Origin of the sequence: Agromyces excoecariae (assembly GCF_051715505.1) — a bacterium.
GTDB lineage: Bacteria > Actinomycetota > Actinomycetes > Actinomycetales > Microbacteriaceae > Agromyces.
Genome location: NZ_JBPSLA010000011.1, coordinates 1 through 12,853, shown reverse-complemented (window position 1 = coordinate 12,853; position 12,853 = coordinate 1). Strand labels below are relative to the sequence as shown.

Sequence of the window (12,853 nt, the reverse complement as noted above, 5' to 3'; positions counted from 1 at the left end):
GGAGCACCGCATGACCATGACCCCCGAGGACGCCACACGGTTCGCGTCGAACCTCGACGAGCTCGTGGGAGCGGTCGAGGAGATCCTGCTCGGCAAGAACCGGGTCATCCGGCTCGCGTTCACCGCACTGCTGAGCGAGGGCCACCTCCTGCTCGAGGACGTCCCGGGCACGGGCAAGACGTCACTCGCGCGCGCGATGGCGCAATCGGTCGCGGGATCGAGCAACCGGGTCCAGTTCACGCCCGACCTGCTGCCCGGCGACATCACCGGCGTCTCGGTCTACGACCAGCGTTCTGGGGTCTTCGAGTTCCACCCGGGTCCGGTGTTCGCGAACATCGTCCTGGCCGACGAGATCAACCGGGCGAGCCCGAAGACGCAGTCGGCGCTCCTCGAGGTGATGGAGGAGGGACAGGTCACCGTGGACGGCCAGACCCACGCCGTCGGCCGCCCGTTCATGGTCATCGCGACCCAGAATCCCGTCGAGCAGGCCGGCACGTACCGACTTCCCGAGGCGCAGCTCGACCGATTCCTGATGCGGACCTCGATCGGGTATCCCGATCACGCGTCGACCATCCGGATCCTGGAGGGCACGGACCAGCGCGCACACGATCACCGCGTGCAGCCGCGTCTCGACGCCGAACAGGTCGTCGAGATGGCGGCCCTCGCACGCACGGTCTACGTGGACCCCACCATCAACGACTACGTGTCCCGATTGGTCGACGCGACGCGCACCGCCACCGAGGTCCGACTCGGGGTGAGCGTCCGCGGGGCGCTCTCCCTCGTGCGCGCCGCGAAGACCCACGCCGCCGGTCGCGGCCGCCACTACGTCGTGCCCGACGACGTGAAGGCGCTCGCCGAGCCGGTCCTCGCGCATCGACTGATCCTCGATCCCGAGGCCGAGTTCGACGGCGTGACGGCATCGAACCTGATCGCCCAGGTGCTCATCGAGACGCCGCCACCCTCAGCGAGGCAGGCGGGGTGACCTTCCAGACCCGCACGTCCATCCCCGAGGAGGCCGCCAAGCAGGGCCTGCTCGCGGTGACGATCGCGCGCGCGGTCGTCGCGATCCGACGGGCGACCTCCGTGGTCCAGCGGTGGACCCGCCCGGATCGGAGCGTCGTGACGCCCCTCGGGTGGGGTGCGGTCGCGGCATCCGTCGTCGCCCTGGTCCTCGGCTACGGGTTCGGATGGCTCGAACTCGCGATCGTCGGATGGGGTGCGGTCGTGGTGATCGCGCTCGCCTCCCTCTGGCTCGCAGGTCGCGGCGCCGGCGCGATCGAGCTCGCGCTCCCGGTGCCGCGCGTCGCGGTCGGCGAGTCCGCCGAGGCTCACCTCGTCGCGCGGAATCCCGGGCGCCGTCGCTTCTCGGGGGCGCGGATCGAGGTCCCGGTCGGTCGGCGGGTCGTCTCGCGATTCGTGCCCGCGCTGCCCCGGGGCGGCACCTTCGACGAACGCGTGTCGATCCCGACGGAACGCCGCGGCGTCGTCGCGGTCGGTCCGGTCCGCACGGTGCGCGCGGACCCGATCGGGCTGATGCGACGGGAGATCGTGTGGTCGGAGGTGCGGATGCTCCACGTGCACCCCCGCACGATCGCCGTGTCGGCGCTCAGCACCGGCTTCCTGCGCGACCTCGAGGGCTCGCCCACGCGCGACCTCACGGCGAGCGACATCGCGTTCCATGCGCTGCGCGAGTACCAGCCAGGTGACGACCGGCGGTACATCCACTGGCGCAGCTCGGCGAAGACCGGCACCTTCATGGTGCGCCAGTTCGAGGAGACCCGGCGGAGCCGCCTGATGGTGCTCCTCGACCTCGCGGCGGACGGGTACGAGGACGAGGAGGACTTCGAGCTCGCCGTCAGCGTCGCCGCATCCATCGGTGCACGAGCCATCCGGGATGCCCGCAGTCTCGCGTTCGTGGTCTCAGGGCGGGAGCGGGTGCGTCGCGAGTCGGTCACCCGACGCGGCACCGCCGCGGCGTCGCACGCGAACGGCGACGCTGGGACGAGACGGCGGCAGCCGGCGATCGGGGAACTGCCCACCGCGTCCCGCGACCGGCTGCTCGACGCGCTGTGCCTCGTCGAGCCCGACGACCGTGCGTCGAGCCTGGGCGACATGGCGCGCGCGGCTGCGGAGTCGATCTCGGGTGTGTCGCTCGCGTTCGTCGTCACCGGCGGGGCACGCGCGGTGGGCGACCTGCGTCAGGCGGCATCGCGCCTCCCGCTCGGCATCGAGACCGTGGCGGTTCGCTGCTCGGCCGAGGGGGAGGCCAGCGCACGATCCGTCGGCGGCCTGTCGGTCTACGGGATCGGGTACCTCGAGGACCTCACGGCGATGCTCGCGAGGACGGCATCGGTCGCATGAGCGCGATCGCCGGTGCACGCCGCGAGCGCTCCTCGCGAGGTCGGGTGCGCCTCCGCATCGCGGGGTCGAGCCTCGGCTCGGCGATCGTCAGCACGTCGATGATCATCGCCCTGGTGGCCGCCGCCATGCTCCCCTGGTGGCCGATCTACGAGAGCCCGGCGTTCGTCCACGCGTCGGGCATTGCGATCCTCACCGGGGCGGCGATCGGCTTCGCCGGCGCGGCGTGGTCGTGGCCGTCGTGGGCGGTCGTATCCGCCATCGGGGGCGCCTACCTCGTGCTCGGGGTGCCCGTGGCCGTACCGACGAGCGCCTATGCCGAGGTTCTGCCGACCGCGGAGGGGCTCGTGGAGCTCGTCGCCGCGATGGCGCTGTCGTGGAAGCAGCTGGTGACGATCTCCGTTCCGGTCGGGTCGTACCAGTCGTTGCTCGTCCCGCCGTTCCTCCTCGGGATCGTCGCGACGGCGACGGCCGTGACGATCGCCCTGCGCACGTCGAGACCGGCCGTGGCGCTGCTCCCGCCCGCGGTCCTGCTCGTCGCCGGGATCGTGCTCGGCGTGGTGCACGACGAGGCCGCGTTCGAGGCGGGCGTCGCCTTCCTCATCGCCGCGCTCGCCTGGCTCGTGCGCGTCGGCATCGCGGAGCGCCGGAGGGCCGTGGTCGAGCGCTCGGCGGAGTCGACGCTGGCCGACGTGCGGCGGATCATCGGCGCGACCGTCGTCGCGGCGGTCGCGCTCGTCGGAGCGACCGCGGCGACGTTCGCGCTCCCGCCAGGGCCGCGTGACGTGGTGAGGGCGGAGCTGCGCCCGCCGTTCGAGCCGAACGATCACGAGAGCCCGCTCGCCGCGTTCAGAGCGGCCTTCGCTCCCGAGGTCGCCGACGTCGAGATGCTCCGGGTCGAGGGGCTCCCGGATGGCGCGGGCCTGCGGATCGCGACGCTCGACACCTACGACGGCATCGTCTACTCGGTCGGTGGCAGCGACCGCTCGGGCGCATCGGGCCAGTTCTCGCGGTTGCCGTATCGACTCGACCAGTCGGCGACGCCGGGCGAGTCGGTTCGTCTCGAGGTCGCGGTCCTCGCCTATGACGACGTCTGGGTGCCGGGCGTGGGCCAACTCGAGCGCATCGCGTTCTCCGGCCCGCGCGCGAGCACCCTCGAGGACGAGTTCGCGTACAACGACGTGACCGGCACCGCGGGCGTGCGCTCGGGCCTGCGGAGCGAGGACGGGTACACGGCGGACTCGATCGCCTGGATCGAGCCGGTCGACCTCGCCGGGCTCCGCCCGGGCGGCGCGGTCCTGCCCGAGTCGCCTGATCCGCCGGATGCGCTCGTTCGGCTCCTCGAGCGGTGGACGCGATCCTCTGACGAACCGGGTGTGCGACTCGCGGCAGTCGTCGAGGGATTCCACCGCGAGGGCTACGTCAGTCACGGCGTCGGAGAGGACGAGGTCCCCAGCCGGTCCGGCCATGCCCTCGATCGGATCTCCGAGCTCGCGACCGCCAAGCCGATGGTCGGGGATGGAGAACAGTACGCCGTCGCGGCGGCGATGCTCGCCCGGGCGATCGGCTTCCCGGCGCGCGTGGTCGTCGGGTACCTGCCGGCCGTCGATGACGGCGCGGACGCCGGGAGCGGCGCCGTCGTCTTCCGAAGCGCCGACCTGCGGGCGTGGATCGAGGTGCAGACGGAGGACGGCGCGTGGATCGCGATCGATCCCAATCCGGAGGTCCGACCGATCCCGGAGCGGCAGCCCGACGAGCCGACCGTCGTCTCGCGCCCGCAGTCCGCGCTTCCGCCGCCGGAGGACCCGACGCCAGTCGACGACCTCGCGGCCGAGCCGGATTCCGGTTCGGAGGATCCGGACCGGGGCAACGCCTGGCTCGACGCGGCCCTCGCCGTGCTCCGCATCGCGGGTCTGGTGCTCGCCGCATTCGCCCTCCTCGCCAGCCCCTTCCTTGCGGTGATCGCCGCGAAGACCCGCCGCCGTCGCCTGCGGCGCGGAGCGTCGACCCCCGCCGAGCGGATCGAGGGCGGCTGGGAGGAATTCGCCGACCAGGCGACCGACTACGGCTACCCGATGGCTCAGACCGCGACCCGCGCCGAGCAGGCGGCGGTCGTCGGCGGCCTGGGGCCGGCGGTGCTCGCCGCCGTCGTCGACCGGGCGGTCTACGGACCCGACGGACCGGGCGACGGCGACGACGAGCGTGTCTGGGCGGCCGTGGAAGAGCTGCAGCGCCGCATGGACGAGCCGCGATCCTGGCTCGAACGCGCGAAGGCGCGCGTCTCGCTCGGTTCGCTCGGCGGCTACGCTGGCTCGCGGAGGGGGGCCGGAACGTGACCTGTCGGATCTGCGGCGCGGCGCTTCCCGACGGCGCCATGTTCTGCGGCGAGTGCGGGAGCTCGACGTCTGCGACGCCCGAGTCGAGGCGCCCCCAGGACCCCCGGCCCGGGGACACGTTCGTCATCCACCGGTCGGAGTCCGGAGTGCTCAGCGTGTCGCTGGGCGAGACCGGCGACGCCGAGCCGGTGGAGGCCGCCGACACGACCGAGGCCGAGGCCGAGGCGGGCGAGCGACCCGAGGTCCCGCCGACGGCGCGATCCGGCGCATCGGCGGATTCGCCCCCCGCGCGGGAGACTGCACCCGAGCCATCCGCCCGGTACGTGCTCACCTTCACCACCGGCGAGGTCGTGACCGTCGGCGGGAGTGGGCTGGTCGGACGGAGGCCCCTCGCCGAGCCGGGGGAGACGTTCGACCACCTCGTCCAGATCGTGGACCGAGGGCTGTCGGTCTCGAAGACCCACCTCGAGTTCGGGGAGCACGAGGGCGAGCTCTGGGTCGCCGATCGATTCTCCGCGAACGGCACGGTCGTGCGCCGCCCTGGAGAGGGGGGAGTCCGGTGCGAGCCCGGCCGCCGGGTGCTGGTGCCCAGGGGAAGCCGGGTCGAGATCGGCGAGCAGGCCTTCGTGGTCGCCTGAGTTCGGCGCGGCCCGTCCTCCACGGCGGACTGATCGCGAGCATCGGCCGCACCGCCGGCACCGACCGCTCGGATGAGGGGCGCTCGCGTGCTCTGCTCGAGGGATGACGGATGCCCCCGTGCCGAGCCTCGACGCGCTGCCGACGCTCCACCTTCCGCCGCTCCCGCCGGAGCCGCCACGTGCCTCGTTCCCGTGGATCGCATCCGCCGCACCGGTCGCGGGCGCCGTGGCCATCTGGGCGATCACCGGATCGATGGCCTCGCTCGCGTTCGCCGCGCTCGGCCCGATCGTGGCGGTTGCCGCCATGCTCGACGCACGGCGGTCCGCGCGTCGGACGCGTCATGCCCGGTCCATCTCCCGCGGCGAGGCCCTGGCGCGCCTCCGGGCGGAGGTCGCACGGCGCCATGAGTTCGAGCGGGTGGCGGCGTGGCGAGCGACGCCCGCCGCCCGATCGCTGCCGGAACGCGGTGCTCCGGCCTGGGGTTCGCGGCCGCCCGAGGTGGTGGCGATCGGGTCGGGGCCGGTTGCGAGCCGGGTGTCGATCGACGGGGCGACGGTCGACGAACCCGACGCCCTCGGCCTGGTGGCCGAGGCGGCCGTGCTCGCCGATGCGCCGGTGTGCGTCAGGCTCGTCGATGGCGTCGGCTTCGTCGGGGTGCCGTCGCTCGCGCGTGCGGCGGCGCGCGCCGCGATCCTGCAGGTGGCCGAGGCGACGGGGCCTGTGGAGTGCCGCATCGTCGGCCCGAGGGCGGCGTGGGACTGGCTCGCCCGGCTGCCGCATCGGGCGTCCGGACCGGGGACGGCCGTGGTCCGCATCGTGGATGCGGATGCGGATGCCGATGCCGGGGCTGTCGATCGCGCCCGGCGTGGTGACGCGATCGAACGCCCGATCGCCGACGTCGGCATGATCGCCGTCGCGCCCGTGGCCGCGGCCCTCCCGCCCGGCGTGCGGACGGTGGTCGAGGTGACCTCACCGCGACACGCACTCGTCCGGGCCATCGGAGCCGCCCCACGTGCGATGGTGCCTGAACTGATGTCCGATGCCGAGGCGAGGAGCGCCGCGGACCGGCTCGCGCGGATCGCGGTGCGCACGGGGGCGGCACCGGACCCGGCGGAGTTGCCGCGCACCGCGGACCTTGCCGCACTGCTGGCGCACGCAGAACCGGCGGAGGATCGGTCGAGCCTCGCGGCGACGGTGGGCATCGCTGCGAACGGGCCGCTCGCGATCGACCTCGTCGACGGTCCGCACGCGCTCGTCGCGGGCACGTCGGGCAGCGGCAAGAGCGAACTGCTCGTCGCATGGCTGACGGCGATGTCCGCACGGTACGGCCCGGACCGCGTGGCGTTCCTGCTGGTCGACTTCAAGGGCGGTGCGGCGTTCGAGCCGGTGCGCGGGCTCCCGCACGTGACCGGACTCGTCACCGATCTCGACGAACGCGAGGCGGCGCGCGCGGTGGAGAGCCTGCGAGCCGAGCTCCGGCACCGCGAGCGCGTGCTCGCTGCGTCGGGTGTCCGGAGCATCGCGGACCTGCCCCGCGAGGTGACGCTCCCGCGACTGGTGGTCGTCGTCGACGAGTTCCAGGCGATGATCGAGCGCTTCGGCGAGCTCGGGGCCGTCGTGGCGGATGTCGCGGCCCGCGGCCGCTCGCTCGGCGTGCACCTCGTGCTCGCCGCGCAACGCCCGAACGGCATCGTGCGGGAGCAGGTCAGCGCGAACTGCGGCATCAGGGTGTCGCTGCGCGTGCTCGAACGGGCCGACAGCATCGCGGTGCTCGGCATCGATCGCGCTGCGCACCTCGACGCCGCACGACCGGGTCGCGGGCTGGTCGCCACCGGGGACGGCCGCGTGGTCGAGTTCCAGTCGGCGCTCGCCGAGCCGGAGTCGATCGCCCTGGTCGCCGCCAGGCATGCGCACGCGTCGCCGCCGCGCCGGCCCTGGCTCGATCCGCTGCCGACGCGCATCGGGCTCGACGAGGTCGGCGCGGTGGTCGGGGCCGGCGCGCTCGATTCGTCGACGGAGCAGCCCGCGGAGTCGCGTCGGCTGCTCCTGGGCGTGGTCGATGAACCCGACGCGCAGCGCCGGAGCGTGGTGTCGTGGACACCGGAGGTCGACGGCCCGCTCGTCGTGCTCGGTGCGCCGGGCTCGGGTCGGACCGAACTCCTCGACGCGCTCGCAATGCAGGTCTCGCGTCGCCACGGCGCCGACGCGGTGCTGCGCCTGGAGGGTGCGCGCAGCGCGGTGTGGGATGCGCTCGCTGCGCTCCGGGACGCGGCCGGGGCGTCGCCGGAGGTCGGCGAGCCGGTCCCACGCCTCGTCGTGGTCGACGACGTCGACCTGCGGTTCGCGGGATGGCCCGACGAGCACCGCCTCGCCGCGCTCGCGACGGTGGCCGACCTCATGCGGGCGGTCCGGGCCGGAGGGCCCGCGATCGTCCTCTCGGCGGGACGCACGGGCGCACTCGGCACGGGCTTCCGCGACGCAGCGCCCGTCGATGTCCTTCTGAGGCACCCGAGTCGCGCTGATCTCGTCCACGCCGGCGGAGAGGGTCGCCTGCATCGGGCGGACGCACCTCCCGGGGCGGGGCAGTGGTTCGGACGCGCCGCCCAGTTCCTGCACGCCGAGCGCACCTCGGCCGCGTCGTCGCGGATCGACGCCGCACCACTGCGACTCGACCCGGCCCGCCACGTCGCGCTCGCCTCCGCTCGGCCGGGCGCGGACGCGGACGCGCTCGATCGGATCGTCCCGGGCGACCGGGTCATCCGCCTGGCCGACGGTCCTGATGCGGCACGGCGCGCGAGGCAGGAACTCGATGGCGGCGGCGTCGGCGACTCGCGCGTGATCATCGTCGGCGACGCCGACGCCTGGGCGGCCGAGTGGAGCCTCGTGGCTGCGGCGCGCGCACGGGCGGACCTCGTGGTCCACGGGGGCGGGCCGGAACTGCGCACACTGGCCCGCGAAGCGGGCCTCCCGCCCCTGCTCGACGCCGATCGCGACCAGTGCTGGCGCGTCCGAGCCGACCGGACGATGGAACGCGCGGCATGGCCGCCGGAATACGACGGATTCCGTCAGTCAGAACCGGAATCAAGTACTGATTCCGTGCGTGATGTTCGCAGAAATTAACGATTCGGACATCATCTGCTGCTTTCCGCCACGCAGTGTGTCAGTATCTTCGCACCCCTGCACGCGCATGCATGTCGATTGGAGACCTCGTGAGCAGCCGTCCCCTTCCCCAGGACCCCGTCGTCCGCGCCCTCGTCGCGCAAGCCCGTCAGGCGCAGCTGTCGCGTCGCGGGCTCCTCGCCGGTGCGGGAGCCGGCGCCTCCGCGCTCGCCCTCGCCGCCTGCTCGACCGGCGGCGGCCAGGCCAAGCCCACCGCGGCGGCCGACACGTCCGACACGGACAAGACCCTGAACTGGGCGAACTGGGCCGCATACATCGACGAGGACGACGATGGCAACTACCCCACGCTCGTGGCCTTCGAGGAGGAGACCGGCATCTCGGTCAACTACGAGGTCGCGGTCGACGACAACAACACCTACTACGGCAAGGTCAAGGACCAGCTCGCGCTCGGCCAGGACATCGGCGCCGACACCGTGTGCCTCACCGACTGGATGGTGTCGCGCTGGATCCGCCTCGGGTACACGCAGGAGCTCGACCGCGCCAACATCCCGAACATCGCGAACCTCGCTCCCGCACTCGCGAACCCGAGCTTCGACGAGGGGCGGAAGTTCTCCCTCCCGTGGCAGGGCGGGTTCGCCGGCATCTGCTGGAACACCGAGAAGGTCCCCGGCGGGCTCGAGACCGTCGAGGACCTGTGGAACTCGGAGCTGAAGGGCCGCGTCGGCGTGCTCTCCGAGATGCGCGACACGATGGGTCTCATCATGCTCCAGAACGGCGTGGACATCTCGAGCCCCGACTGGGGCGACGCGGAGTTCGATGCGGCCATCGAGATCCTCGACGAGCAGGTGGCCAACGGCCAGATCCGCAACATCAAGGGCAACTCCTACCTCGAGGACCTGAAGAGTGAGGACACCCTCGCGGCGATCTGCTGGTCGGGCGACATCACGGTCCTGAACGCGGAGGCCGGCGACAAGTGGCAGTTCGCGATCCCCACCGCCGGCGGCACGCTGTGGAACGACAACTTCCTGATCCCCATCGGCTCGCCGCGCAAGACGAATGCCGAGACCCTGATCAACTACTACTACGAGCCCGAGGTCGCGGCCGAGGTCGCCGCGTGGGTGAACTACATCACCCCCGTCGTCGGTGCCCAGGAGGCCGCCGTCGCGATCGACCCCGAGCTCGCCGAGAACCAGCTCATCTTCCCCGACGAGGAGACGCTCTCGAACGCGTTCATCTTCCGAGCGCTCTCCGGCGCCGAGGAGCAGAAGTACCAGACGCAGTTCCAGCAGATCCTCCTGGGTTCGTGATGTCGATCCGAGAGTTCGCCGAGAGCGGCGCAGACCTCGAGCTGGTCGGCATCCAGAAGCGGTTCCCGGGCTTCACGGCGATCGAGGAACTCGACCTCACCATCCCGGCCGGGTCGTTCTTCGCCCTGCTCGGCCCGTCGGGTTGCGGGAAGACGACCACACTGCGACTGGTCGCAGGACTGGAGGAGCCGACCGCGGGACGAATCGTGATCGGCGGGAAGGACGTCACGGACACGAAGGCGCATCAGCGCCCCGTGAACACGGTGTTCCAGAGCTACGCGCTCTTCCCGCACATGTCGATCATCGACAACGTCGCGTTCGGGTTGAAGCGTCGCCGTATCGGCGACGCCGAGGCGAAGGCGCACGAGGCGCTGAGGCTCGTCGAGCTCGACCACCTCGCCCAGCGTCGCCCCGCGCAGCTGTCGGGCGGGCAGCAGCAGCGAGTCGCACTCGCTCGTGCGATCGTGAACCGGCCGGCACTGCTCCTGCTCGACGAGCCGCTCGGTGCCCTCGACCTGAAGCTGCGTCGCCAGATGCAGCTCGAGTTGAAGACCATCCAGGAGGAGGTCGGCCTGACCTTCCTGCACGTCACGCACGACCAGGAGGAGGCCATGACGATGGCCGACACGGTCGCCGTCATGAACAAGGGCGCGATCGAGCAGATGGGGGCACCCGAAGAGCTCTACGAGTTGCCGCGCACGACATTCGTCGCGAACTTCCTCGGCAAGTCGAACCTGTTCACGGGTGACGTGGTCGGCACGACCGACACGGCGATGACGGTCGACGCCGGCGGGCACCGCCTCACGGTACCGACGGCCCGATCGCAGCGTCACCAGGGGCTCGTCACGGTGGGCGTCCGCCCCGAGAAGGTCACGCTGCATGCGGAGCAGCCCGAGGAGGTCGCCGGTCGCAACCTGCTCGGTCCCGGCCGCGTCATCGACGTCTCGTTCGCCGGCGTGAGCACCGAGTACATCGTCGCCGTCCCGGGCGTCAGCACGATCTCGGTGTTCGCGCAGAACATGACGTTCGGGCCGGTCGCCCACGAGGGCTCCGAGGTCTGGTTGAGCTGGGACGTCGAGCACGGGTTCGGGCTCGCCGACGAGCCCGACGAGTCGTCGCGCTTCCCCGCCGACGCCGATACGCAGTCCATCGCGGTGCAGCGCCGGGAAGCGCTCATCACGGAGCTCGAGGGCAACTGAGCCATGGCCTTCGCAGCATTCGCGACGACGGAGGCGCAGCCCCAGGCGACGCGGAGGAAGAGCCCCATCGCGCTCTTCCTCCTCCTGCCCGGCATCCTCTACCTCGTCCTGTTCTTCCTGACGCCCCTCATCTCGCTGATCCTGACCTCGCTGCAGGCCCCGAGCGAGTTCGGCGACATCGGCGTGTACGACTACGCGTTCAACTGGCAGAACTACGTCACCGTGATCCAGGACTACTGGCCGCACATCCTCCGATCGTTCGGCTACGCCCTGCTCGCGACCGTGTTCGCGCTCCTGTTCAGCTACCCGATCGCGTACTTCATCGGCGTCAAGGCGCGTCGACGGCCGCTGCTGCAGAGCCTGCTCCTGGTGCTCGTGATCGCCCCGTTCTTCATCAGCTTCCTGCTGCGCACCCTCGCGTGGAAGCAGATCCTCTCGGACGAGTCGATCATCATCACCTCGCTCAAGGCCCTGTCGCTGATCGCGCCGGACGCCTACTTCGCCGGGACCCCGTTCGCGGTCGTGTTCGGCCTGACGTACAACTTCATCCCGTTCATGACGCTGCCGCTCTACACGACGCTCGAGCGCCTCGACACGCGCTACCTCGAGGCCGGCAGCGACCTGTACGCGAACGCCTTCACGGTGTTCCGCAAGGTCACCATCCCCCTGTCGATGCCCGGCATCGTCGCGGGCACGCTGCTCACGTTCATCCCTGCGGCCGGTGACTACGTGAACGCGAGCCGCGACTTCCTCGGAGGTCCGGATACGCAGATGATGGGCAACGTGATCGAGGCGAACTTCCTCGTGCTGCTGAACTACCCGGCGGCCGCGGCGCTCTCGATCATTCTCATGGCGGCGATCCTCCTGCTCGTCGGCATCTACGTGAAGCGATCCGGAACGGAGGACCTGCTGTGAGCGGCGAAGTCCAGGCGGCGGCCGTCCTCGGCGGCCTCACCGAGAGCGAGGAGCTCGAGGATCGGCGCGGGCCCCAGCAGCCGCGTCGACGCAGGGTCGGGCTCGGCGATTGGCTCCTGCCCATCTACGTGACGCTGGCGTTCATCTTCCTGCTGATCCCGATCGCCTACACCTTCGTGTTCTCGTTCAACGACTCGTTGAAGTCGAACATCGCCTGGCGCGGGTTCACCTTCGACAAGTGGCTGAACGTCTGCAACGTCGAGGGCGGCGCGGTGTGCGAGGCGTTCGGCAACAGCATCCTCATCGGCCTCGTGTCCACGGTGGTCGCGACGACGCTCGGCACGATGATCGCGATCGCGCTGGTCCGCTACCGCTTCCGGGCCCGGTCGGCGATCAGCCTCCTGCTGTTCCTGCCGATGGCGACGCCCGAGGTGGTCCTCGGCGCCGGCCTCGCGGCGCAGTTCCTCGCCGTCGGCGTGCCGAAGGACATGCTGACGATCATCCTCGCGCACACGATGTTCTGCATCAGCTTCGTCGTGGTCACGGTCAAGGCCCGTGTGGCGAGCCTCGACCCGGCGCTCGAGGAGGCCGGACGAGACCTGTACGGCTCGCCTCGCGAGGTGTTCTGGCGGATCACGTTCCCGTTGCTGACACCGGGCATCGTGGCCGCTGCACTGTTGTCGTTCGCCCTGAGCTTCGACGACTTCATCATCACGAACTTCAACTCCGGTTCCGTGACGACGTTCCCGAAGTACATCTACATCTCGGCGTCGCGAGGCATCCCGGCCGAGGCGAACGTCATCGCGTCGGCGGTGTTCATCGTCGCCCTCGCGTTCGTGATCATCGCCCAGGTGTCGCGCGCCGTCCGCGCCAAACGGCTCGCAGCAGAGATGGGCTGACCGCCGAAGCGACGGAGCGGGGGGGGCCCCCCCCCGGGGGGGGGGGCCGCCCGCGGGGGGGGGGCGCCGCCCGCGCGGCC

The 12,853-nt window shown here is 71.5% G+C and carries 9 protein-coding genes; all 9 read left to right on the top strand.

The window, feature by feature from the left end; all coding sequences use genetic code 11:
- Positions 1 to 10: 10 nt before the first annotated feature.
- Positions 11 to 982 (top strand): AAA family ATPase, encoded by a 972-nt coding sequence (locus tag ACSJD1_RS10340; RefSeq protein WP_438855228.1) that lies wholly within the window; start codon positions 11 to 13, stop codon positions 980 to 982.
- Complete coding sequence (locus ACSJD1_RS10335; RefSeq protein WP_438855227.1) at positions 979 to 2,361, top strand: DUF58 domain-containing protein; 1,383 nt, start codon at positions 979 to 981, stop codon at positions 2,359 to 2,361. The genes ACSJD1_RS10340 and ACSJD1_RS10335 overlap by 4 nt, the downstream gene beginning before the upstream one ends.
- Positions 2,358 to 4,694 carry a transglutaminase domain-containing protein gene (locus tag ACSJD1_RS10330; RefSeq protein ID WP_438855226.1) on the top strand — a complete coding sequence of 779 codons (2,337 nt, stop codon included), beginning with the start codon at positions 2,358 to 2,360 and terminating at the stop codon, positions 4,692 to 4,694. Before ACSJD1_RS10335 ends, ACSJD1_RS10330 begins: the two co-directional genes overlap by 4 nt.
- Positions 4,695 to 4,840: 146 nt before the next feature.
- Entirely contained in the window at positions 4,841 to 5,332 is a 492-nt protein-coding gene (locus ACSJD1_RS10325) for an FHA domain-containing protein (protein ID WP_438855225.1), read from the top strand.
- A gap of 103 nt (positions 5,333 to 5,435) precedes the next feature.
- Positions 5,436 to 8,453, top strand: coding sequence for an FtsK/SpoIIIE domain-containing protein (locus tag ACSJD1_RS10320; RefSeq protein WP_438855224.1), 3,018 nt, complete (start codon positions 5,436 to 5,438; stop codon positions 8,451 to 8,453).
- A gap of 89 nt (positions 8,454 to 8,542) precedes the next feature.
- Positions 8,543 to 9,760 carry an ABC transporter substrate-binding protein gene (locus tag ACSJD1_RS10315; RefSeq protein WP_438855223.1) on the top strand — a complete coding sequence of 406 codons (1,218 nt, stop codon included), beginning with the start codon at positions 8,543 to 8,545 and terminating at the stop codon, positions 9,758 to 9,760.
- A complete protein-coding gene (locus tag ACSJD1_RS10310) occupies positions 9,760 to 10,959 on the top strand; it encodes an ABC transporter ATP-binding protein (RefSeq protein ID WP_438855485.1) in 1,200 nt (399 codons plus the stop codon). Before ACSJD1_RS10315 ends, ACSJD1_RS10310 begins: the two co-directional genes overlap by 1 nt.
- A gap of 3 nt (positions 10,960 to 10,962) precedes the next feature.
- On the top strand, positions 10,963 to 11,874 hold the full coding sequence (locus ACSJD1_RS10305) for an ABC transporter permease (protein WP_438855222.1): 912 nt from the start codon (positions 10,963 to 10,965) through the stop codon (positions 11,872 to 11,874).
- A gap of 116 nt (positions 11,875 to 11,990) precedes the next feature.
- Entirely contained in the window at positions 11,991 to 12,773 is a 783-nt protein-coding gene (locus tag ACSJD1_RS10300) for an ABC transporter permease (protein WP_438855484.1), read from the top strand.
- The last annotated feature ends 80 nt before the right edge of the window (positions 12,774 to 12,853 follow it).

Bases quoted from the DNA above. Each gene is read 5' to 3' on its own strand.
- ACSJD1_RS10340 (WP_438855228.1), top strand. From the start codon at position 11: ATGACCATGACCCCCGAGGACGCCACACGGTTCGCGTCGAACCTCGAC.
- ACSJD1_RS10330 (WP_438855226.1), top strand. From the start codon at position 2,358: ATGAGCGCGATCGCCGGTGCACGCCGCGAGCGCTCCTCGCGAGGTCGG.
- ACSJD1_RS10320 (WP_438855224.1), top strand. From the start codon at position 5,436: ATGACGGATGCCCCCGTGCCGAGCCTCGACGCGCTGCCGACGCTCCAC.
- ACSJD1_RS10310 (WP_438855485.1), top strand. From the start codon at position 9,760: ATGTCGATCCGAGAGTTCGCCGAGAGCGGCGCAGACCTCGAGCTGGTC.
- ACSJD1_RS10305 (WP_438855222.1), top strand. From the start codon at position 10,963: ATGGCCTTCGCAGCATTCGCGACGACGGAGGCGCAGCCCCAGGCGACG.